16 protein-coding genes, 2 tRNA genes and 3 rRNA genes are annotated in these 22306 nt (G+C 55.3%); 15 read left to right on the plus strand and 6 right to left on the minus strand.

Annotated elements, in window-relative coordinates; genetic code table 11:
* The first annotated feature begins 14 nt into the window (after positions 1-14).
* Positions 15-1007: an aspartate--ammonia ligase gene (gene asnA, locus DVA43_RS18060; protein ID WP_103824228.1), complete on the plus strand. Its 993-nt coding sequence runs from the start codon at positions 15-17 to the stop codon at positions 1005-1007.
* Here asnA and viaA read toward each other — a convergent pair whose 3' ends face one another.
* Positions 1008-2459 carry an ATPase RavA stimulator ViaA gene (gene viaA, locus DVA43_RS18065; RefSeq protein ID WP_114316330.1) on the minus strand — a complete coding sequence of 484 codons (1452 nt, stop codon included), beginning with the start codon at positions 2457-2459 and terminating at the stop codon, positions 1008-1010.
* On the minus strand, positions 2453-3949 hold the full coding sequence (ravA, locus tag DVA43_RS18070; RefSeq protein WP_114316331.1) for an ATPase RavA: 1497 nt from the start codon (positions 3947-3949) through the stop codon (positions 2453-2455). The genes viaA and ravA overlap by 7 nt, the downstream gene beginning before the upstream one ends.
* 223 nt (positions 3950-4172) lie before the next feature.
* Here ravA and kup point away from each other — a divergent pair, with 223 nt between their 5' ends.
* The 7 genes from kup (at position 4173) to rbsR (ending at position 12091) form a co-directional block, all read left to right on the plus strand.
* Positions 4173-6041, plus strand: a complete 1869-nt coding sequence (gene kup / locus DVA43_RS18075; RefSeq protein WP_103177598.1) for a low affinity potassium transporter Kup — start codon at positions 4173-4175, stop codon at positions 6039-6041.
* Positions 6042-6237: 196 nt separating this feature from the next.
* On the plus strand, positions 6238-6657 hold the full coding sequence (gene rbsD, locus DVA43_RS18080; protein WP_114316332.1) for a D-ribose pyranase: 420 nt from the start codon (positions 6238-6240) through the stop codon (positions 6655-6657).
* Positions 6658-6664: 7 nt separating this feature from the next.
* Positions 6665-8170 (plus strand): ribose ABC transporter ATP-binding protein RbsA, encoded by a 1506-nt coding sequence (rbsA, locus tag DVA43_RS18085; RefSeq protein WP_114316333.1) that lies wholly within the window; start codon positions 6665-6667, stop codon positions 8168-8170.
* Between the two features lie 4 nt (positions 8171-8174).
* Entirely contained in the window at positions 8175-9140 is a 966-nt protein-coding gene (gene rbsC, locus DVA43_RS18090; RefSeq protein ID WP_103177595.1) for a ribose ABC transporter permease, read from the plus strand.
* A 27-nt stretch (positions 9141-9167) separates the two neighbouring features.
* Positions 9168-10058, plus strand: coding sequence for a ribose ABC transporter substrate-binding protein RbsB (gene rbsB / locus DVA43_RS18095; protein ID WP_114316334.1), 891 nt, complete (start codon positions 9168-9170; stop codon positions 10056-10058).
* Positions 10059-10165: 107 nt separating this feature from the next.
* Positions 10166-11095, plus strand: coding sequence for a ribokinase (rbsK, locus tag DVA43_RS18100; RefSeq protein WP_114316335.1), 930 nt, complete (start codon positions 10166-10168; stop codon positions 11093-11095).
* A gap of 3 nt (positions 11096-11098) precedes the next feature.
* Entirely contained in the window at positions 11099-12091 is a 993-nt protein-coding gene (rbsR, locus tag DVA43_RS18105) for a ribose operon transcriptional repressor RbsR (RefSeq protein WP_103177593.1), read from the plus strand.
* Here the strand turns inward: rbsR and mdtD are convergent.
* Both mdtD and DVA43_RS18115 read right to left on the minus strand, forming a co-directional pair.
* Positions 12057-13484, minus strand: a complete 1428-nt coding sequence (mdtD, locus tag DVA43_RS18110) for a multidrug transporter subunit MdtD (protein WP_114316336.1) — start codon at positions 13482-13484, stop codon at positions 12057-12059. The two genes, rbsR and mdtD, sit on opposite strands and share 35 nt — an antisense overlap.
* Before the next feature lie 20 nt (positions 13485-13504).
* On the minus strand, positions 13505-14197 hold the full coding sequence (locus DVA43_RS18115) for a FadR/GntR family transcriptional regulator (protein WP_114316337.1): 693 nt from the start codon (positions 14195-14197) through the stop codon (positions 13505-13507).
* A gap of 479 nt (positions 14198-14676) precedes the next feature.
* Between DVA43_RS18115 and DVA43_RS18125 the strand changes: the two genes are divergently transcribed.
* The 5 genes from DVA43_RS18125 to rrf all read left to right on the plus strand — a co-directional run bounded on the left by DVA43_RS18125 (position 14677) and on the right by rrf (position 19719).
* Positions 14677-16215, plus strand: a 16S ribosomal RNA gene (locus DVA43_RS18125).
* A gap of 70 nt (positions 16216-16285) precedes the next feature.
* A tRNA-Ile gene (locus DVA43_RS18130) sits at positions 16286-16362 on the plus strand.
* A gap of 36 nt (positions 16363-16398) precedes the next feature.
* Positions 16399-16474: transfer RNA gene (locus DVA43_RS18135), tRNA-Ala, on the plus strand.
* A gap of 166 nt (positions 16475-16640) precedes the next feature.
* A 23S ribosomal RNA gene (locus DVA43_RS18140) occupies positions 16641-19540 on the plus strand.
* Positions 19541-19603: 63 nt separating this feature from the next.
* Positions 19604-19719: ribosomal RNA gene (rrf, locus tag DVA43_RS18145) — 5S ribosomal RNA — on the plus strand.
* The 16S, 23S and 5S rRNA genes sit together here with 2 tRNA genes alongside, the layout of an rRNA operon.
* Before the next feature lie 91 nt (positions 19720-19810).
* On the opposite strand, the gene mobB is transcribed toward rrf, so the two are convergent.
* Positions 19811-20314 (minus strand): molybdopterin-guanine dinucleotide biosynthesis protein MobB, encoded by a 504-nt coding sequence (mobB, locus tag DVA43_RS18150; protein ID WP_114316339.1) that lies wholly within the window; start codon positions 20312-20314, stop codon positions 19811-19813.
* Positions 20311-20895 carry a molybdenum cofactor guanylyltransferase MobA gene (gene mobA, locus DVA43_RS18155; protein WP_114316340.1) on the minus strand — a complete coding sequence of 195 codons (585 nt, stop codon included), beginning with the start codon at positions 20893-20895 and terminating at the stop codon, positions 20311-20313. Before mobA ends, mobB begins: the two co-directional genes overlap by 4 nt.
* Before the next feature lie 68 nt (positions 20896-20963).
* Here mobA and DVA43_RS18160 point away from each other — a divergent pair, with 68 nt between their 5' ends.
* A complete protein-coding gene (locus tag DVA43_RS18160; protein ID WP_039032193.1) occupies positions 20964-21233 on the plus strand; it encodes a YihD family protein in 270 nt (89 codons plus the stop codon).
* Positions 21234-21308: 75 nt separating this feature from the next.
* Complete coding sequence (locus tag DVA43_RS18165; protein WP_114316341.1) at positions 21309-22295, plus strand: serine/threonine protein kinase; 987 nt, start codon at positions 21309-21311, stop codon at positions 22293-22295.
* Positions 22296-22306 lie beyond the last annotated feature (11 nt).

Genomic DNA, 22306 nt, shown 5'->3' on the forward strand with positions numbered 1-22306 from the left:
CAGGAGTATAAATAATGAAAACCGCTTACATCGCACAACAACGCCAGATCAGTTTCGTTAAATCCCACTTTTCCCGCCAGCTGGAAGAGAAGCTTGGCCTTATTGAAGTCCAGGCACCGATCTTAAGCCGCGTGGGCGACGGGACGCAGGACAACCTGTCTGGTTGCGAAAAAGCGGTACAGGTGAAAGTGAAAACACTGCCAGACGCCCAGTTCGAAGTGGTTCATTCCCTTGCGAAGTGGAAGCGTCAAACCCTGGGACAACACGACTTCAGCGCGGGCGAAGGGCTTTACACGCACATGAAAGCCCTTCGCCCCGATGAAGACCGTCTTACCGCGATTCACTCTGTTTACGTTGACCAGTGGGACTGGGAACGCGTCATGGGTGATGGCGAACGTCATACCGGTACGCTGAAAGCGACGGTAGAAGCCATTTATGCCGGGATCAAAGCCACCGAAGCGGCGGTCAGCAAAGAGTTTGGTCTGACCCCGTTCCTGCCGGAGACGATCCACTTTGTCCACAGCCAGGAGCTGCTGAGCCGCTTCCCGGATCTGGATGCCAAAGGTCGTGAGCGTGCGATCGCCAAAGAGTTAGGGGCCGTATTCCTGATCGGGATCGGCGGTAAGCTGTCTCATGGTCAGCGTCACGATGTACGTGCGCCGGATTATGATGACTGGAGCAGCGAGGGTGAGAGCGGCCTGGCGGGTCTGAACGGCGATATTCTGGTCTGGAACCCGGTGCTGGAAGATGCGTTTGAACTTTCTTCCATGGGGATCCGCGTGGATGCCGAGGCGCTGAAGCGTCAGCTGGCTATTACCGGCGATGAAGATCGTCTTAAGCTGGAGTGGCACCAGGCGCTGCTGCGTGGCGAGATGCCGCAGACCATCGGCGGCGGTATCGGCCAGTCTCGTCTGACCATGTTACTGCTGCAGCTCTCCCATATCGGCCAGGTTCAGTGTGGCGTATGGCCGCAGCAGGTTCGTGACAGCGTCGACGCCCTGCTGTAATTAGCGTTTCCAGCGCCGCAGCAGGCGGCTACGCAACCCGGTATCAAAGCGCCAGATATGATCGAAGATGCGCATGATGCCGGGTTTTCCATGTGTGGACATCGCCACGGCATGAAAACGATGCTGGTGGACCTGCTGCAGCACCTTCACCTTACTCACCACCTCTTCCGGCAGCCGCTGGGCAATAAAGTCTGAAATCACCACCGCGTCGGCGTCATACCACTCGCCGCCCTGCATCCGCTCGATAATGGCACGAAAACAGCTGGCGAGATCGGTACCACCGCGAAAGCGCTGGCTTAAGAAACGGATCGCCTGCTCCAGACCGTGCTGGCCCGAGAGTTCGTAGCCCACTACCTCGCTGGAAAACAGCATGATAAAGCAGCGTCGTCTGTCGGCGAGTGCCACGCGCATCAGGGCCAGACAGAAGGCTTTGGCGCACTGCTCGTTGAATCCTCCCATCGAACCGGAGGTATCCACGCAGACGATAAACGGCCCGCGGGGCTGTTCGTCGAAATCCTGATGCACCGCCGGGCGCTGGCTCACCTTCTCCCGCCAGGCATCGCCTTGCAGACGGTAAGTGAGGAGCTGCTTCTCCACCAGCCGACGGTAAAATTCGTACTCAAGTTCTGTGATGCCGAGGGTCGCCAGCTCTGGTGGCAGCAGGCGCAGAATGTCATCGCTCTGCTGTAGACCGTCCACCTGCTCCGGCACCGTCGCCGGTTCGCGCACCAGGGTGCGGAAGGTTTCCAGCGGGGCATCCTTTTTTGGCACCGACTTCGCCTCCCGCGAACGGCCCAGCTGTTCCGCCAGTTGCATTAGCTCCGGCTGCTGCGCCAGAAAATCGCCGTAGCGAACAATAAGCTGATGATCCCCCCGCTTGAGCTGACCGGCGCTCATATCCCAGAGGCGACCAGCGGAATTTTCGTTCTCCACCAGTACCGGCTCCAGCGCCCCGGCCAGTGTCATCCGCTCCTGTACTTCGCTGAGCAGCTGTTCGCGCTCCTCTTCCAGTAACTGCTGATTCAGGGAGGTGGCCTGCACCACCAGGCTCAGCCGCCAGCGCTGTAAAAAGAGGGTATGCAGGGCGGGGGTAAAGGTGGCGTTATCCACCGCCAGCTGCCGCGCCTGGCCAGCGAATGGGGAGTGAACCTTGTCCAGCAGGGTTAAAATCTGCGGCAGCTGGACGATCAGCTGGGGCGTGGAGAGTAACTGGCTCTGCTGATAGCACATCACCTCTTCGGTGAGTTCCGGCGGAACGCGGGTATCTTTCAGCCTTTTGCGGAGATTTTCCCGCCAGCGAGGAAGATCGTCGGTGATGGCGGTTTTAAGGCGCGGGAATTTTTCGAAAAAGATCGCCAGCTGCGGCGAGGCCAGCAGGGTCAGGATGATCTCTTCGATCATGCCCTCCTCACCGACGGCAAGCATGACGTTAAGGGTATCCAGCGTCAGCATTGACGCGCCTGTTTGATCTGCGCGCTTACATCCTGCAGGCTGGCTTCAATCCGCCCCAGCCAGTCGCTATGAATGAACAGACATTTTTGCTGCTCGCTGAAGCGGGTGTGCTGAAGATGCCACTGGTTATCCAGCGCTTCCAGCTGCTGTTTGATCTCTTCCGGCACGCTTTCCGACGCGGTGCCGGGCAGCGCAAGACGCGATCCCTGCAAACTGACGTCGCGGATCACCAGATGCAGGCTGCCGTCCACTTCCATATTGAGCGGCTGGGCGAAACCAATGCCGTTAAGTTTGCCGCGGATCTCGCCGCCTTTGGTCAGCCACTGCGCCAGCGCTTCCCGCTCAAGGGTGATGTGAATCACCTGCATATCGTGGAGCTTGAGCGGCTGCTGGAGGAGCAGCGTCAGGGTGGTATCACTCAGTTCGGCCGGTAATTCGTAGTGTGGGCGACGGGCGAACATGCCGCTCTGACGAATAACGCGCAGGGCGGTTTTGTCGCTCTGCTGTTGCTGAAGCTGAAGGCGGCGCTGGGTAATGGCTCCCAGCTGGTTCAACATCTCCTGCTGCTCCCACGCGTGTCCGGTCATCAATATTTCCAGCTGCTGCTGCATCAGATTCATGCCGCTGGCGTCGTGCCAGAGGCAATCCTTCAGCAGGATCAGGTCGATTGGCGCCACCGCATCGCGACCGCTGAACAGCGCGCTGGCCTGCAGCAGGCGAATGGCTTTCTTCCAGCGGCGATCGGAGACGTAAGGGGCCCCCGGCAGGGCATCAAGCTGCTGGCGCAGCATAAAGACCAAATCGAACACCGCATCAGGCAGGGTGATTTTGCCAATGTCCTGCTGCCACTGCTGATACTCCTCGTCCGTCACCTGCAATGCGGCAGGCACCGGGTTATCGTTTTCATCCTGCTGGCTGGTCAGCAGCGAGCGGAAGTTCGCTTTGTCCTGCACCTTATCGAGCCACAGGCGGATCAGCATACGGTCATACAGGGCTTCGAGGCTGCTGTCGGCTTCGGGCAGTTCGTTGGATGCTGCCACCAGCAGGCGCATCGGGATTTTCTCCTCATGCGCGCCGTTGCGGAACCGGCGTTCGTTAATGGCGGTAAGCAGGGTATTCAGGATCGCCGGGCCAGCTTTCCAGATCTCATCGAGAAAGACGATTTCCGCTTCCGGCAGATAGCCGGTGGTTAACCGTTCGTATCGCCCTTCATCTTTTAACGCCTGAATGGAGAGCGGACCAAAGACCTCTTCCGGCGTGGAAAAGCGGGTCATCAGGTACTCAAACGCCCTGGCGTGCTGAAAAGCGAATTTCAGCCTGCGGGCAATCAGGCTTTTTGCGATGCCGGGCGGCCCCAGCAGAAATACGCTTTCGCCGCTCAACGCCGCCAGTAAACAGAGGCGAATGGCGTGGCTACGTTCATAAAGCCCTTTCTCCAGGGCGCCGCTGAGACGGGAAATTCTTTCTGCTAATAAATGAGTGTGAGCCATAATTGTTTTTGCATCCTTTCGCCGTACCCCCGGCTAATTGAAGCGAGTATAGACGTTTCGTTCCGGGCTGGTAATAGACTGAACCACGGTGCTATTTTCTTTGCGCTACGTTAATGAGGTGGCATTTAGGGGTACGATTCTAAGATTAATCGTGCATACTGTGCGCTTTTTGTGGGCCAAGGGACTAAGCACACATTTGTTATTTAAACGAAAAGACTAGTCTATGAGCACTGATAATAAGCAATCATTACCCGCAATTACGCTCGCGGCGATCGGCGTTGTCTACGGTGATATCGGCACCAGCCCGCTTTATACGCTGCGCGAATGTTTGTCCGGTCAGTTTGGATTTGGCGTTGAGCGCGACGCTGTGTTTGGTTTTTTGTCCCTGATCTTCTGGCTGCTGATCCTGGTGGTTTCTGTTAAATATCTCTCCTTCGTTATGCGTGCAGATAACGCCGGTGAAGGTGGGATCCTGACCCTGATGTCGCTTGCCGGGCGCAACACGTCCGCCAGAATGACCTCGTTCCTGGTCATCATCGGCCTGGTGGGAGGCAGCTTCTTCTATGGCGAAGTGGTGATCACCCCCGCTATCTCGGTGCTGTCGGCGATAGAGGGGCTGGAGATTATCGCGCCGCATCTTGATGAGTGGGTTGTCCCGCTGGCCATACTTGTTCTGACCCTGCTGTTTGTGATTCAGAAACACGGTACCGGGCTGGTGGGCAAACTCTTCGCGCCGATTATGCTCTCCTGGTTCCTGATCCTGGCGGCGCTGGGGTTACGCAGCATTATTGCTAACCCGGAAGTGCTGCATGCCCTGAATCCGATGTGGGCAGTGCATTTCTTCCTCGAATACAAAACCGTGTCGTTTATCGCGCTGGGCGCGGTGGTGCTCTCTATTACCGGGGTTGAAGCGCTCTATGCCGATATGGGCCACTTCGGTAAGCTGCCTATTCGCGTGGCCTGGTTTTTAGTGGTACTGCCATCGCTGGTGCTGAACTACTTCGGGCAGGGGGCGCTGCTGCTCAAACACCCGGAAGCGATTAAAAACCCGTTCTTCCTGCTGGCGCCGGACTGGGCGCTGGTGCCGATGCTGATCCTCGCGACGCTGGCGACGGTAATTGCTTCTCAGGCGGTGATTTCCGGCGTCTTCTCCCTGACCCGCCAGGCGGTGCGTCTGGGCTATCTGTCGCCAATGCGTATCATCCATACCTCCGAGATGGAGTCGGGCCAGATCTACATTCCTTTCGTTAACTGGCTGCTTTATGTCGCGGTGGTAATTGTTATCGTCAGCTTCGAGCACTCCAGTAACCTGGCGGCGGCCTACGGTATTGCCGTTACCGGTACGATGGTGCTGACCTCGATCCTCTCTACCACGGTGGCGTACCGGAACTGGCACTGGAATAAATTCCTTGTGGGGATGATTCTGGTCGGCTTCCTCTGTATTGACGTGCCGCTGTTCTCCGCGAACCTCGACAAGATTGTCTCCGGCGGCTGGCTGCCGCTGACGCTGGGTCTGGTGATGTTCATCGTGATGACCACCTGGAAGAGCGAGCGTTTCCGCCTGCTGCGCCGGATGCATGAACACGGTAACTCTCTGGAGGCGATGATTGCCTCGCTGGAGAAATCTCCGCCGGTGCGCGTACCCGGCACTGCGGTCTATATGTCGCGCGCGTTGAACGTGATCCCGTTTGCCCTGATGCACAACCTCAAGCACAACAAAGTGCTGCACGAGCGGGTGATCCTGTTGACCCTGCGTACTGAGGATGCGCCCTATGTACATAACGTCCGCCGGGTGCAGATAGAGCAGCTGTCGCCCACCTTCTGGCGGGTGGTGGCCAGCTACGGCTGGCGTGAAACCCCGAACGTGGAAGAGGTGTTCCACCGCTGCGGTCTGGAGGGTTTAAGCTGCCGAATGATGGAGACCTCGTTCTTTATGTCCCACGAGTCGCTGATCATCGGCAAACGCCCGTGGTATCTGCGCCTGCGTGGCAAGCTCTATCTTATTCTCCAGCGTAACGCCCTGCGCGCGCCTGACCAGTTCGAGATCCCGCCTAACCGCGTGATTGAGCTGGGGACGCAAGTCGAGATTTAATCCCTCCTGAAAATGCCGGGTGGCGCTTCGCTTACCCGGCCTACAAAACTCCTCCCTGACCGCCATAATTGTCTCCCCATTTCACTTAGCGAAACGTTTCGACAACGATCACAAATCTGTTACGTCATGGTGGTTTTCTGCGCATCGGTAAGATAAAACTGATGCCAGCGAAACGTTTCGCTAGTGGAGCAAGAAAATGAAGAAAGGCACGGTACTCAACTCTGAAGTCTCATCGGTCATCTCCCGTCTCGGGCATACCGATACGCTGGTGGTTTGTGATGCGGGTTTACCCATTCCCCACAGCACAACGCGTATTGATCTGGCATTAACGCAGGGCGTACCCACGTTTATGCAGGTGCTGGATGTAGTGACAACCGAGATGCAGGTTGAGGAAGCCATTCTCGCAACGGAAATCAAACAACATAATCCGCAGCTCCACGAAACGTTGCTTGACCATATCAAGCAACTGCAACAATGCCAGGGAAACACCATAAAAATAAGCTACATAACGCACGAGCAGTTCAAGAAAAATACCGCTGACAGCCAGGCGGTGATTCGCAGCGGGGAGTGTTCCCCGTATGCGAATATCATTCTCTGTGCTGGCGTCACCTTCTGAGGCCATCATGGACGCACTCCTGCAACTGAAAGGGATCGATAAATCGTTCCCGGGCGTCAAAGCCCTCTCCGGGGCCGCGCTGAATGTTTACGCCGGGCGCGTGATGGCGCTGGTGGGCGAAAACGGCGCTGGCAAATCCACCATGATGAAAGTGCTGACCGGGATCTATCAACGCGATGCCGGTTCGCTGCTGTGGCTGGGAAAAGAGACCACCTTTAATGGCCCGAAATCTTCTCAGGAAGCCGGGATCGGCATCATCCACCAGGAGCTGAACCTGATCCCGCAGCTCTCCATCGCGGAGAACATCTTCCTGGGGCGTGAGTTTGTTAACCGCTTTGGCAAAATCGACTGGAAACAGATGTATGCCGAAGCCGACAAACTGCTGGCGAAGCTGAATCTGCGCTTTAAGAGCGATCGTCTGGTGGGCGAACTCTCCATCGGCGATCAGCAGATGGTCGAAATCGCCAAGGTCCTGAGTTTCGAATCCCGCGTTATCGTGATGGATGAACCCACCGACGCCCTCACCGATACCGAAACCGACTCCCTGTTCCGCGTGATCCGCGAGCTGAAAGCGCAGGGGCGCGGCATTGTCTATATCTCCCACCGCATGAAAGAGATCTTCGAGATTTGCGATGACGTCACCGTCTTCCGCGACGGGCAGTTTATTGCCGAGCGTGAAGTGGCGACGCTTAACGAAGATACGCTGATTGAGATGATGGTGGGACGTAAGCTGGAAGACCAGTATCCACGTATCGATAAAGCGCCGGGCGAGATCCGCCTGAAGGTCGACAATCTGTGTGGCCCTGGGGTGCATGATGTCAGCTTTACCCTGCGTCAGGGGGAGATCCTCGGCGTGGCCGGGCTGATGGGCGCCGGGCGTACCGAGCTGATGAAGGTGCTGTATGGCGCCAACCCGCGCACCAGCGGCTATGTCACCCTCGATGGTCATGAAGTTGTCACCCGTTCTCCGCAGGATGGCCTGGCGAACGGTATCGTCTATATCTCCGAAGACCGTAAGCGCGATGGCCTGGTGCTGGGCATGTCGGTGAAAGAGAACATGTCCTTAACCGCGCTACGCTACTTCAGCCGCAGCGGCGGTGGTCTGAAGCATAAAAACGAGCAGCAGGCGGTCAGCGATTTTATCCGCCTCTTTAATGTTAAAACCCCGTCGATGGAACAGGCTATCGGGCTACTCTCCGGCGGGAATCAGCAGAAAGTGGCGATTGCCCGCGGTCTGATGACCCGTCCGAAGGTGCTGATCCTTGATGAACCGACACGCGGCGTGGATGTTGGCGCCAAAAAAGAGATTTACCAGCTCATTAACCAGTTTAAGGCTGACGGGCTAAGCATCATTCTGGTCTCTTCCGAGATGCCAGAGGTATTAGGCATGAGCGATCGCATTATCGTCATGCATGAAGGGCATCTCGGCGGTGAATTCAGTCGCGAGCAGGCCACCCAGGAAATTCTGATGGCTGCCGCTGTGGGCAAGCTTAATCGCGTGGATCAGGAGTAAGAAGATGACTACCCAGGCTGTTTCTGGACGCCGTTATTTCACTAAGGCATGGTTGATGGAACAAAAATCGCTGATTGCCCTGCTGGTGCTGATCGCGATTGTCTCTACCATGAGCCCGAACTTTTTTACCGTTAATAACCTGTTCAACATCCTCCAGCAGACGTCCGTGAACGCCATTATGGCGGTGGGCATGACGCTGGTGATCCTGACCTCGGGTATCGATCTGTCCGTCGGTTCCCTGCTGGCGCTCACCGGCGCGGTTGCTGCTTCAATTGTAGGGATTGAAGTCAACGCGCTGGTGGCCGTTGCAGCGGCGCTGGCACTGGGTGCGGCTATTGGAGCTGTTACCGGTGTTATTGTGGCGAAAGGTCGTGTTCAGGCGTTTATTGCCACCCTGGTGATGATGCTGCTGCTGCGCGGTGTGACCATGGTTTACACCAACGGCAGTCCGGTCAACACCGGCTTTACCGATAACGCCGATCTGTTTGGCTGGTTCGGTATTGGCCGCCCGCTGGGTATCCCGACGCCGGTCTGGATCATGGGCCTGGTCTTCCTCGCGGCGTGGTACATGTTGCACCACACCCGCCTGGGCCGCTATATCTATGCCCTGGGGGGAAACGAAGCGGCGACCCGTCTGTCCGGTATCAGCGTCAATAAAGTCAAAGTTATCGTCTACTCCCTGAGCGGCCTGCTGGCTTCGCTGGCGGGGATTATCGAAGTGGCGCGTCTCTCGTCTGCGCAACCGACCGCCGGTACGGGCTATGAGCTGGATGCCATCGCCGCGGTCGTGCTGGGCGGCACCAGCCTGGCCGGGGGGAAAGGCCGTATCGTCGGTACGCTGATCGGTGCGCTGATCCTCGGCTTCCTGAATAATGGATTGAATTTGTTAGGTGTTTCTTCCTATTACCAGATGATCGTCAAAGCGGTAGTGATTTTGCTGGCGGTACTGGTAGACAACAAAAAACAGTAACTGACGACACTACAGGACATCTTTGATATGAACATGAAAAAACTGGCTACCCTGGTTTCTGCTGTCGCGCTGAGCGCAACCGTGAGTGCAAACGCCATGGCGAAAGATACCATCGCGCTGGTGGTTTCTACCCTGAACAACCCGTTCTTCGTCTCCCTGAAGGATGGCGCGCAGAAAGAGGCCGACAAACTGGGCTACAACCTGGTGATCCTCGACTCCCAGAACAACCCGGCTAAAGAGCTGGCTAACGTGCAGGACTTAACCGTTCGCGGCACCAAAATTCTGCTGATCAACCCGACCGATTCCGATGCGGTAGGTAACGCCGTGAAGATGGCGAACCAGGCTAACATCCCGGTGATCACCCTTGACCGTCAGGCGAATAAAGGCGACGTGGTGAGCCACATTGCCTCTGACAACGTGCTGGGCGGCAAAATCGCCGGTGACTACATCGCCAAGAAAGCGGGCGAAGGCGCTAAAGTTATCGAACTGCAGGGTATCGCCGGAACTTCCGCAGCGCGTGAGCGTGGCGAAGGCTTCCAGCAGGCGGTTGCTGCCCACAAATTCAACGTACTGGCCAGCCAGCCGGCAGACTTCGACCGTACTAAGGGCCTGAACGTCATGCAGAACCTGCTGACCGCGCATCCGGACGTTAAAGCGGTATTCGCACAGAACGACGAAATGGCGCTGGGCGCGCTGCGTGCGCTGCAGACTGCGGGTAAATCTGATGTGATGGTGGTTGGATTTGACGGCACGCCTGATGGTGAAAAAGCGGTAAACGATGGCAAACTGGCTGCGACCATCGCTCAGCTGCCGGAGCAGATCGGCGCCACTGGCGTACAGACTGCTGACAAAGTGCTGAAGGGCGAGAAAGTTCAGGCCAAATACCCTGTTGACCTGAAACTGGTCATCAAGCAGTAATATGCGATTCAGGCAGTCGCAGGCTGCCTGAGGGACAACATATAAAGAAAAGAGTGGCATACGCCACCGGGGCATCCCGGTGGCACTCTCTGATGGACACTTCAACTATGAAAACCGCAGGTAAGCTCGTCGTCCTTGGCAGTATTAATGCCGATCACATTCTTAACCTTGACGCTTTCCCGACACCGGGTGAAACCGTAACGGGTCATCGCTACCAGGTCGCCTTTGGCGGCAAGGGCGCGAACCAGGCGGTCGCTGCCGGACGTAGCGGGGCGAACATCGCCTTTATCGCCTGTACCGGCGATGACGATACCGGGGAACGCGTTCGCCAGCAGCTGGAAAGTGACAACATCGATATTGCGCCAGTGAGCGTAGTGGACGGTGAATCAACCGGCGTGGCGCTGATTTTTGTCAACGGAGAAGGTGAGAATGTCATCGGTATTCATGCGGGTGCAAACGCGGCGCTGATGCCTGAGCGAGTGGCGGCGCAACATGCGCTTATTGCCAATGCCGACGCCCTGCTGATGCAGCTGGAATCCCCGGTAGAAAGCGTGCTGGCGGCAGCAAAAATTGCTCATGAAAATCATACCACTGTCGTACTAAATCCCGCGCCGGCCCGTGTATTATCAGACGAGCTTCTGGCGCTGGTGGACATTATTACCCCGAATGAAACCGAGGCTGAAAAGCTGACGGGCGTTCGCGTTGAAAACGATGAGGATGCGGCTCGCGCGGCGAAAGCCCTGCACGACAAAGGCATCCACACGGTCATCATTACTCTTGGCAGCCGCGGCGTATGGGCCAGCGTTGAGGGAGAGGGGCGTCGCATTCCTGGCTTTAAGGTGAAAGCTGTCGATACCATCGCTGCGGGCGACACCTTTAATGGTGCGCTGGTGACGGCGCTGCTGGAAGGCGAACCACTGGATGACGCAATCCGCTTTGCCCATGCGGCGGCGGCCATTGCGGTGACCCGTCCAGGTGCACAGCCTTCTGTACCATGGCGTAATGAGATCGATGAATTTTTAAGTCAGCAGAGGTAACGCTTGGCCACAATGAAAGATGTCGCCCGCATGGCGGGCGTCTCTACTTCGACGGTCTCCCACGTCATCAATAACGATCGCTTCGTCAGCGACGCGATTCGGGAGAAGGTCGAGGCTGCCGTTAAATCCCTCAATTATGCGCCTTCCGCCCTGGCACGCAGTCTGAAACTCAACCAGACGCGTACCATTGGCATGCTCATTACGGCCAGTACCAACCCCTTTTACTCTGAGCTGGTGCGCGGCGTTGAGCGCAGCTGTTTTGAGCGTGGCTACAGCCTGGTGTTATGCAATACCGAAGGCGATGAACAGCGCATGAACCGCAATCTGGAGACGCTGATGCAAAAGCGCGTCGACGGATTGCTATTGCTGTGCACCGAAACGCACCAACCCTCCCCGGAGATTATGCAGCGCTACCCCTCCGTTCCTACGGTGATGATGGACTGGGCGCCATTCGACGGTACCAGCGATCTCATCCAGGATAACTCGTTGCTGGGCGGGGACATGGCGACGCAGCATCTGATTGATAAAGGCCACACCCGCATCGCCTGTATTACCGGTCCGCTGGATAAAACCCCCGCCCGCCTGCGGCTGGAAGGATTCCTGGTGGCGATGGCGCGTGCCGGTTTGCCGGTGCCTGAGGGCTATCAAATCACCGGTGACTTTGAATTTAGCGGCGGGTTTGAGGCGATGCAGGCCTTACTCGCCCAGAAGGAGCGCCCGCAGGCGGTCTTTATTGGTAACGATGCGATGGCGGTAGGGGCTTACAAGGCGCTTTATCAGGCGGGACTGCGTATCCCGGACGATATCGCCGTGGTGGGATATGACGATATCGAACTGGCGCAGTATATGACGCCGCCGCTCACCACCATTCATCAGCCAAAAGATGAACTGGGCGAGCTGGCGGTTGATGTCTTGATCCACCGTATCGCCCAGCCCGCTCTGCAACAACAGCGGCTGCAGCTTACTCCTGTTCTGATGGAACGGGGGTCTGTTTAGGTTTGTGCCGATCTTTAATAAGGTTACGACCATCCTTCGGTTTTAGCAGCATAAAGACCAGCGCCGAGATCACCGTCAGCACGCCCATGGTGATAAAGGTGGAGTGAAACTGTTCGACAGTATTTGTGCTGTCGAACCCTTCATAAAAACGCAGTACTGCCGCACTTACCGCCACCCCCAGACTGATCGACAGCTGCTGCGTCACCGCCAGCACGCTGTTACCGCCGCTGGCATTCTCGTCATTGAGATCGGCAAGGGTAATGGTGTTCATCGACGTGAACTGGATGGACATCGCCATCCCCAGCACAAACAGCGGCAGGATCAGCATCCATACCGGCAACGCCGCCGACTGCAGTGAGAACTGAGCAATCATCACGCCGATAAATATCGTCACGCCAACCAGCGTCCTGCGGTAGCCCAGCCGGCGCAGCAGTTGCGTCACGCCGGATTTGGCAAGGATCGAGCCCACCGCCGTAGGCGCCATCATGCAGCCTGCAATCAGTGCCGGGTAACCAAACCCGACCTGCAGCATCAGCGGCATCAGGAAGGGAACGCAGCCGGTGCCCAGCCGTGAAGCGATGTTGCCGGCAATACCCACCGAGAAGGTGCGCGTGTTAAACAGCGACAGCGAAATAAGCGGCGTAGGATGGCGACGCGCGTGACGGATATAAAGAAGAAAAAGAAGAATGCCGCTGAGAATGATGGTGACGGCCAGCCAGGTTGCTACCACTTTCTCACCGAACAGCTCCATGCCGCTGGAAAAGAGCACCAGGCTCAGGCCAAACAGGAAGAACCCGCCCATATCGAATTTGCGCCGAGGGGTGGTGAAGTTCGGCATAAATTTACGGGCATAGAAAAGCCCAGCGATCCCAATCGGGATATTAATGAGGAATATCCAGTGCCAGCTGGCCCAGGTGACCAGCACGCCACCCAGCACCGGTCCGAGGATCGGCCCGACCAGGCCCGGCATGGTAACGAAGTTCAGCACCGGCAACAGTTCGCTGCGCGGATAGGCCCGTAACAGTGCCAGGCGCGCAACCGGCATCATCATCGCGCCGCCTATCCCCTGGATCACCCGGAAAATAACCAGCTCTCCCAGAGAACTGGAGAGTGCGCAGGCCAGCGAGCCCAGCGTAAACAAGGTTACCGCCAGCATAAAGACACGGCGGGTGCCGAAGCGATCGGCCAGCCAGCCGCTCACCGGGATCAGCATCGCAACGGTCAGGGTATAACTGATGATGGCCGACTGCATGGCCAGCGGAGAACGGTTCAGGCTTTGGGCTATTGCGGGAAGGGCAGTATTGAGGATGGTCGCATCCAGGGCCTGCATAAAGAAGGCCATTGCCGCTATCCACGGCAGGCCCGCCATACTGCGTGCTTTTTTTACTGTCATTCGAGTTCCTGTTGTTATGGCTACCGTGCTGGTGGGGCAAGCAGCGCCTGGCTGGCTGCCATGGCGCGTGGCCCGTCACTGTCCTGAATGGCATCGACAATGGCCTGGTGTAAATCCAGCTTAACCACTTCATCCTGGGTAATAGAGGTAAAGTAGGTGTGATAGACAGAGTGAAAGAGCGAGGCAAAAGAGGTCAGGAACGGATTACCGCTCATCTCATAGATATGCTCGTGCCAGGCCATATCCACATCTATCCAGCGTTCCCGGTTAAAGTGCTTTTTCAGATGCACCATCTCATCCATCAGAGTATTTAGCCGCGCTTTTTGCTCTGCCGTTCCGATCGTTGCGGCCAGCAGGCAGGCTTGCGGCTCCAGGCTACTGCGCATGACAAGGAAGTGATCAATAACCTGCTGGAAGTTATCTTCCGTCATCCACCAGGAGAGCAGCTCCTGATCGAGGAAGTTCCAGTTGCTCTGGGGCATCACGCGCGTACCGATGCGCGGACGGGGCAGCACCATCCCTTTCGCGGTTAACGTTTTCACGGCTTCACGAACGGCCGTTCGGCTCACGCCAAACTGTTCCCCCAGTTCCAGTTCACCCGGCAGGATGCTGCCAGGCGTGTAAACACCTGCCAGGATCCGCTGTGCCAGTTTTTCTGCCAGCACATAGGAAAGGTTTTTTTGTGCCGCCAGCTGTTGCGCGCTTAAAGGCATAAAGCATATTCCTTAAATCTTGATGCCAGTAAGTATGCCACCTGCAGGCGGCTTGTGGTGGCGAAAACAGCAATTAGCGCCGTTTCTGGCTAAAAGATGAGGCTTTTGGCGAAAAAAAACACGGTTGGTAGTTTTTTTTAATTTTACCCTTGTCAGCGCCGAAGAACTCCCTATAATGCGCCTCCACTGACACGGAACAACGGCACGCAAGCCGCCGGGTCAGCGGGGTTCAGCGATGAATACCCGGTAGAGAAAAGCGCGAAATAATCGCTTGACTCTGAATGAGGAAAACGTAATATACGGGACCTCGCAACGGTGAGCGAAAGCCGCGTTGCACTGCTCTTTAACAATTTATCAGACAATCTGTGTGGGCACTCAAAGTGACATGGATTCTTAACGTCCTCGGACGAAAAATGAATACCAAGTCTCTGAGTGAACACGTAATTCATTACGAAGTTTAATTCACGAGCATCAAACTTAAATTGAAGAGTTTGATCATGGCTCAGATTGAACGCTGGCGGCAGGCCTAACACATGCAAGTCGAACGGTAGCACAGAGAGCTTGCTCTCGGGTGACGAGTGGCGGACGGGTGAGTAATGTCTGGGAAACTGCCTGATGGAGGGGGATAACTACTGGAAACGGTAGCTAATACCGCATAACGTCGCAAGACCAAAGAGGGGGACCTTCGGGCCTCTTGCCATCGGATGTGCCCAGATGGGATTAGCTAGTAGGTGGGGTAATGGCTCACCTAGGCGACGATCCCTAGCTGGTCTGAGAGGATGACCAGCCACACTGGAACTGAGACACGGTCCAGACTCCTACGGGAGGCAGCAGTGGGGAATATTGCACAATGGGCGCAAGCCTGATGCAGCCATGCCGCGTGTATGAAGAAGGCCTTCGGGTTGTAAAGTACTTTCAGCGAGGAGGAAGGCATTGTGGTTAATAACCACAGTGATTGACGTTACTCGCAGAAGAAGCACCGGCTAACTCCGTGCCAGCAGCCGCGGTAATACGGAGGGTGCAAGCGTTAATCGGAATTACTGGGCGTAAAGCGCACGCAGGCGGTCTGTTAAGTCAGATGTGAAATCCCCGGGCTCAACCTGGGAACTGCATTTGAAACTGGCAGGCTTGAGTCTTGTAGAGGGGGTAGAATTCCAGGTGTAGCGGTGAAATGCGTAGAGATCTGGAGGAATACCGGTGGCGAAGGCGGCCCCCTGGACAAAGACTGACGCTCAGGTGCGAAAGCGTGGGGAGCAAACAGGATTAGATACCCTGGTAGTCCACGCCGTAAACGATGTCGACTTGGAGGTTGTGCCCTTGAGGCGTGGCTTCCGGAGCTAACGCGTTAAGTCGACCGCCTGGGGAGTACGGCCGCAAGGTTAAAACTCAAATGAATTGACGGGGGCCCGCACAAGCGGTGGAGCATGTGGTTTAATTCGATGCAACGCGAAGAACCTTACCTACTCTTGACATCCAGAGAACTTGCCAGAGATGGCTTGGTGCCTTCGGGAACTCTGAGACAGGTGCTGCATGGCTGTCGTCAGCTCGTGTTGTGAAATGTTGGGTTAAGTCCCGCAACGAGCGCAACCCTTATCCTTTGTTGCCAGCGGTCCGGCCGGGAACTCAAAGGAGACTGCCAGTGATAAACTGGAGGAAGGTGGGGATGACGTCAAGTCATCATGGCCCTTACGAGTAGGGCTACACACGTGCTACAATGGCGCATACAAAGAGAAGCGACCTCGCGAGAGCAAGCGGACCTCATAAAGTGCGTCGTAGTCCGGATTGGAGTCTGCAACTCGACTCCATGAAGTCGGAATCGCTAGTAATCGTAGATCAGAATGCTACGGTGAATACGTTCCCGGGCCTTGTACACACCGCCCGTCACACCATGGGAGTGGGTTGCAAAAGAAGTAGGTAGCTTAACCTTCGGGAGGGCGCTTACCACTTTGTGATTCATGACTGGGGTGAAGTCGTAACAAGGTAACCGTAGGGGAACCTGCGGTTGGATCACCTCCTTACCTTAAAGAACCTGCCTTTGCAGTGCTCACACAGATTGTCTGATGAAAATTAGCAGTAAAAAATCTCTGCAGGCTTGTAGCTCAGGTGGTTAGAGCGCACCCCTGATAAGGGTGAGGTCGGTGGTTCAAGTCCACTCAGGCCTACCAAATTTGCAACGCAAATTTGAAGAGATTAACTACGATGGGGCTATAGCTCAGCTGGGAGAGCGCCTGCCTTGCACGCAGGAGGTCTGCGGTTCGATCCCGCATAGCTCCACCATCTTTACTGCACAACCTGAAAACTTCAGAGTGTACCTGCGAAGGTGCGCTGCGAAGTTTTGCTCTTTAAAAATCTGGATCAAGCTGAAAATTGAAACGACACACGTTAAGTGTGTTCGAGTCTCTCAAATTTTCACAACGCGAAGTGAAACAGCTTCGGGTTGTGAGGTTAAGCGACTAAGCGTACACGGTGGATGCCCTGGCAGTCAGAGGCGATGAAGGACGTGCTAATCTGCGAAAAGCGCCGGCGAGGTGATATGAACCCTTGACCCGGCGATGTCCGAATGGGGAAACCCAGTGTGTTCCGACACACTATCGTTAGCTGAATACATAGGCTAACGAGGCGAACCGGGGGAACTGAAACATCTAAGTACCCCGAGGAAAAGAAATCAACCGAGATTCCCCAGTAGCGGCGAGCGAACGGGAGCAGCCCGGAGTCTGAATCAGCTTGTGTGTTAGTGGAAGCGTCTGGAAAGTCGCAGGGTACAGGGTGATACTCCCGTACACGAAAGCACACATGCTGTGAACTCGAAGAGTAGGGCGGGACACGTGGTATCCTGTCTGAATATGGGGGGACCATCCTCCAAGGCTAAATACTCCTGACTGACCGATAGTGAACCAGTACCGTGAGGGAAAGGCGAAAAGAACCCCGGCGAGGGGAGTGAAAAAGAACCTGAAACCGTGTACGTACAAGCAGTGGGAGCACCTTCGGGTGTGACTGCGTACCTTTTGTATAATGGGTCAGCGACTTATATTCTGTAGCAAGGTTAACCGTATAGGGGAGCCGAAGGGAAACCGAGTCTTAACTGGGCGTTAAGTTGCAGGGTATAGACCCGAAACCCGGTGATCTAGCCATGGGCAGGTTGAAGGTTGGGTAACACTAACTGGAGGACCGAACCGACTAATGTTGAAAAATTAGCGGATGACCTGTGGCTGGGGGTGAAAGGCCAATCAAACCGGGAGATAGCTGGTTCTCCCCGAAAGCTATTTAGGTAGCGCCTCGTGAACTCATCTCCGGGGGTAGAGCACTGTTTCGGCTAGGGGCCATCCCGGCTTACCAACCCGATGCAAACTGCGAATACCGGAGAATGTTATCACGGGAGACACACGGCGGGTGCTAACGTCCGTCGTGAAGAGGGAAACAACCCAGACCGCCAGCTAAGGTCCCAAAGTCATGGTTAAGTGGGAAACGATGTGGGAAGGCACAGACAGCCAGGATGTTGGCTTAGAAGCAGCCATCATTTAAAGAAAGCGTAATAGCTCACTGGTCGAGTCGGCCTGCGCGGAAGATGTAACGGGGCTAAACCATGCACCGAAGCTGCGGCAGCGACACTATGTGTTGTTGGGTAGGGGAGCGTTCTGTAAGCCTGCGAAGGTGTGCTGTGAGGCATGCTGGAGGTATCAGAAGTGCGAATGCTGACATAAGTAACGATAAAGCGGGTGAAAAGCCCGCTCGCCGGAAGACCAAGGGTTCCTGTCCAACGTTAATCGGGGCAGGGTGAGTCGACCCCTAAGGCGAGGCCGAAAGGCGTAGTCGATGGGAAACAGGTTAATATTCCTGTACTCGGTGTTACTGCGAAGGGGGGACGGAGAAGGCTATGTTGGCCGGGCGACGGTTGTCCCGGTTTAAGCATGTAGGCGGAGGTTCCAGGTAAATCCGGTACCTTGTTAACGCTGAGGTGTGATGACGAGGCACTACGGTGCTGAAGCAACAAATGCCCTGCTTCCAGGAAAAGCCTCTAAGCATCAGGTAACATCAAATCGTACCCCAAACCGACACAGGTGGTCAGGTAGAGAATACCAAGGCGCTTGAGAGAACTCGGGTGAAGGAACTAGGCAAAATGGTGCCGTAACTTCGGGAGAAGGCACGCTGATATGTAGGTGAAGCCCCTGCGGGTGGAGCTGAAATCAGTCGAAGATACCAGCTGGCTGCAACTGTTTATTAAAAACACAGCACTGTGCAAACACGAAAGTGGACGTATACGGTGTGACGCCTGCCCGGTGCCGGAAGGTTAATTGATGGGGTTAGCGGCAACGCGAAGCTCTTGATCGAAGCCCCGGTAAACGGCGGCCGTAACTATAACGGTCCTAAGGTAGCGAAATTCCTTGTCGGGTAAGTTCCGACCTGCACGAATGGCGTAATGATGGCCAGGCTGTCTCCACCCGAGACTCAGTGAAATTGAAATCGCTGTGAAGATGCAGTGTACCCGCGGCAAGACGGAAAGACCCCGTGAACCTTTACTATAGCTTGACACTGAACACTGGTCCTTGATGTGTAGGATAGGTGGGAGGCTTTGAAGTGTGGACGCCAGTCTGCATGGAGCCGTCCTTGAAATACCACCCTTTAATGGCTGGTGTTCTAACGTGGACCCGTAATCCGGGTTGCGGACAGTGTCTGGTGGGTAGTTTGACTGGGGCGGTCTCCTCCTAAAGAGTAACGGAGGAGCACGAAGGTCAGCTAATCCTGGTCGGACATCAGGAGGTTAGTGCAATGGCATAAGCTGGCTTGACTGCGAGAGTGACGGCTCGAGCAGGTGCGAAAGCAGGTCATAGTGATCCGGTGGTTCTGTATGGAAGGGCCATCGCTCAACGGATAAAAGGTACTCCGGGGATAACAGGCTGATACCGCCCAAGAGTTCATATCGACGGCGGTGTTTGGCACCTCGATGTCGGCTCATCACATCCTGGGGCTGAAGTAGGTCCCAAGGGTATGGCTGTTCGCCATTTAAAGTGGTACGCGAGCTGGGTTTAGAACGTCGTGAGACAGTTCGGTCCCTATCTGCCGTGGGCGCTGGAGAATTGAGGGGGCTGCTCCTAGTACGAGAGGACCGGAGTGGACGCATCACTGGTGTTCGGGTTGTCATGCCAATGGCACTGCCCGGTAGCTAAATGCGGAAGAGATAAGTGCTGAAAGCATCTAAGCACGAAACTTGCCCCGAGATGAGTTCTCCCTGACCCTTTGAGGGTCCTGAAGGAACGTTGAAGACGACGACGTTGATAGGCCGGGTGTGTAAGCGCAGCGATGCGTTGAGCTAACCGGTACTAATGAACCGTGAGGCTTAACCTTACAACGCCGAAGCTGTTTCGGTGGGTTTGAGAGATTTTCAGCTGATACAGATTACAGAATTTGCCTGGCGGCTGTAGCGCGGTGGTCCCACCTGACCCCATGCCGAACTCAGAAGTGAAACGCCGTAGCGCCGATGGTAGTGTGGGGTCTCCCCATGCGAGAGTAGGGAACTGCCAGGCATCAATTAAAGCCGAAAGCCCGTCCGCAAGGACGGGCTTTTTGCGTTGGGCGTTAAAAAAGCCGGGTGGCGGCTTCACCTTACCCGGCCTACTACGACCTCATCCATTGTTGAATGAACCCGACGATCTCCTCCGGATTATTGATATCCAGGACCGGTACCTGAAGCGACAGTGAAATATCACTGGCCACCGCGATAACATGCTCATCAAGCGTTAATTCATTAATCCCATGTCCGGTATCACTGCGAAACAGCAGGATCTTTGCCACCGGTTCATGTTTAAAGCCCTCTACCAGGACCAGATCCAGCGTCGAATGATCCATCCGACTGATGAGGTAAGGCAGATCAAGGTCCTTCTCGTCCGGTGTCTCGGTCATTAAGGCCCAACGCTGGCTGCTGGCAACAATGGTTTGTGCCGCACCAGCTTTGCGCAGTTCATAGCTGTCCTTGCCAGGAATATCCACATCCATATTGTGATGCGTGTGTTTGATAAGCCCGGGGCGCACGCCCCTCGCACAAAGTGCCGGGATAATGGCTTTTAACAGGGTGGTTTTCCCCGTGCCGCTCCATGCGGCGATCGCTAAAACAGGTATCATTCGTGCCTCTGCATAGTGTCTATCTGTTCGAGGGTGTTGATGTTAATAAATGCCTGTTTCATATCGCTAAAATCGACAGAATGTCCGCCAGCCTGTCGCATAAAGACCATCACCCGACGCTCTCCCGCAGCCAGGTAGCTCTGTAATGCCGGCATCAGCTGACGGTGCATTAGCGCAATGGTTGGGTGATCGCGTTCGCCGTCATGCGCCCAGACAACCATCGACGTATCCCTGTGTTTAACAAAGCGCTCAGCCAGACAATCGGGGATAAACGGTGTATCGCAGGGGCAAAACAGAAACCACTCGGCATCGCACTGCTGCATAACAGAAAGCATCCCCGCCAGCGGCCCCGGGTAATCAGCCAACGAGTCGGGATAGACGGGGTGTCCACTTTCCCGGTAAACGGCGAGGTTTTTGTTAGCACTGATGGCTAGCGTACTCACTTGTTTACTCAGCGTGTGTGCCACGTGCTGCCATAACGCTGTGCCGTTCAACGTCTGCAGGCCCTTATCGACTCCCCCCATGCGGGATGCCTTGCCGCCGGCTAACACCACACCCGTGATCGTGCTTATCTGGCTCAACAATATCGCCTCTTTTATTGTGGGTTTGACCCTGCTAACGTGTCACTCTCAATGAAAGGAGTATTACCATGAAATGTAAACGTCTGAATGAAGTTATTGAACTTCTCCAGCCAGCCTGGCAGAAAGAGCCAGAGCTTAACCTCGTGCAATTCTTACAGAAACTGGCGCAGGAGTCAGGTTATGAAGGTGAACTGGCCGACCTTTCCGATGACATCCTGATCTATCACCTGAAAATGCGCGATTCCGGCAAAGATGCTGTCATCCCCGGTATTCAGAAAGATTACGAAGAGGATTTCAAAACAGCTCTGCTGCGTGCACGTGGCGTAATTAAAGAGTAAAAGCTTGTAAGAGGCACCACCGTAATCGCCGTTAAATGATATCCTCAATCATTCGTATAATTTCCGGATGATCGGATGAACGACCAGGCCTTTACTTTCCAGACCTTACACCCGGATACCATTATGGATGCTCTGTTTGAGCAGGGCATCCGGGTGGACTCAGGTCTGACCCCATTAAACAGCTATGAAAACCGCGTCTACCAGTTTCAGGATGAGGAGCGTCAGCGCTTCGTCGTGAAATTTTATCGTCCGCAGCGCTGGTCAGCCGATCAGATTGAGGAAGAGCATCAGTTCGCCCTCGACCTGGTAGCCGATGACGTTCCCGTTGCCGCACCTTTGCAATTCAATGGTCAGACGCTGCTGTCGCATCAGGGTTTTTATTTTGCCGTTTTCCCAAGCCTCGGTGGCCGACAATTTGAAGCCGATAATATCGATCAGATGGAATGGGTTGCCCGTTATTTAGGGCGCATTCATCAGAAGGGAAAGAAGAGCGTCTTTTCTGCGCGTCCCACAATCGGCATTGCGGAATATCTGCTCGAACCGCGTCAGGTATTTGAAACATCCACGCTCATCCCCTCAGGGCTGAAAGCTGAATTTCTGGCCGCAACGGATAATTTAATTAACGCTGTCATAGCGCGCTGGGATAACAACGTTAAAACGCTGCGCCTGCACGGTGATTGCCATGCTGGAAATATCCTCTGGCGCGACGGGCCATTATTTGTCGATCTCGACGATGCGAGAATGGGACCAGCGATTCAGGATCTCTGGATGCTGCTGAATGGCGATAAGGCTGAGCAGCGGATGCAGCTTGAGACGATTATCGAAGCCTATGAAGAGTTCACCCCTTTTAATTCAGACGAAATTGCATTAATCGAACCTTTACGCGCCATGCGTTTTGTTTATTATCTTGCATGGTTAATCAGGCGTTGGGACGACCCCGCTTTCCCCAGAAACTTCCCGTGGCTTACCGGAGAAGATTACTGGCGTAACCAGATATCCACATTTATTGAACAGGTAAAGGTTCTGCAAGAACCCCCTTTGCAATTAACGCCAATGTATTAATCGAACACATC

The organism is Leclercia sp. W6 (assembly GCF_003336345.1).
Taxonomy (GTDB): domain Bacteria; phylum Pseudomonadota; class Gammaproteobacteria; order Enterobacterales; family Enterobacteriaceae; genus Enterobacter.

What these genes read in the sequence shown, in the direction of transcription:
- ravA (WP_114316331.1), bottom strand. Translation starts at nt 3,949, where the DNA reads ATGGCTCACACTCATTTATTAGCAGAAAGAATTTCCCGTCTCAGCGGC.
- rbsC (WP_103177595.1), top strand. Translation starts at nt 8,175, where the DNA reads ATGACTACCCAGGCTGTTTCTGGACGCCGTTATTTCACTAAGGCATGG.
- rbsK (WP_114316335.1), top strand. Translation starts at nt 10,166, where the DNA reads ATGAAAACCGCAGGTAAGCTCGTCGTCCTTGGCAGTATTAATGCCGAT.
- rbsB (WP_114316334.1), top strand. Translation starts at nt 9,168, where the DNA reads ATGAACATGAAAAAACTGGCTACCCTGGTTTCTGCTGTCGCGCTGAGC.
- DVA43_RS18160 (WP_039032193.1), top strand. Translation starts at nt 20,964, where the DNA reads ATGAAATGTAAACGTCTGAATGAAGTTATTGAACTTCTCCAGCCAGCC.
- rbsA (WP_114316333.1), top strand. Translation starts at nt 6,665, where the DNA reads ATGGACGCACTCCTGCAACTGAAAGGGATCGATAAATCGTTCCCGGGC.
- mdtD (WP_114316336.1), bottom strand. Translation starts at nt 13,484, where the DNA reads ATGACAGTAAAAAAAGCACGCAGTATGGCGGGCCTGCCGTGGATAGCG.
- kup (WP_103177598.1), top strand. Translation starts at nt 4,173, where the DNA reads ATGAGCACTGATAATAAGCAATCATTACCCGCAATTACGCTCGCGGCG.
- viaA (WP_114316330.1), bottom strand. Translation starts at nt 2,459, where the DNA reads ATGCTGACGCTGGATACCCTTAACGTCATGCTTGCCGTCGGTGAGGAG.
- DVA43_RS18165 (WP_114316341.1), top strand. Translation starts at nt 21,309, where the DNA reads ATGAACGACCAGGCCTTTACTTTCCAGACCTTACACCCGGATACCATT.
- mobB (WP_114316339.1), bottom strand. Translation starts at nt 20,314, where the DNA reads ATGATACCTGTTTTAGCGATCGCCGCATGGAGCGGCACGGGGAAAACC.
- DVA43_RS18115 (WP_114316337.1), bottom strand. Translation starts at nt 14,197, where the DNA reads ATGCCTTTAAGCGCGCAACAGCTGGCGGCACAAAAAAACCTTTCCTAT.
- rbsD (WP_114316332.1), top strand. Translation starts at nt 6,238, where the DNA reads ATGAAGAAAGGCACGGTACTCAACTCTGAAGTCTCATCGGTCATCTCC.
- asnA (WP_103824228.1), top strand. Translation starts at nt 15, where the DNA reads ATGAAAACCGCTTACATCGCACAACAACGCCAGATCAGTTTCGTTAAA.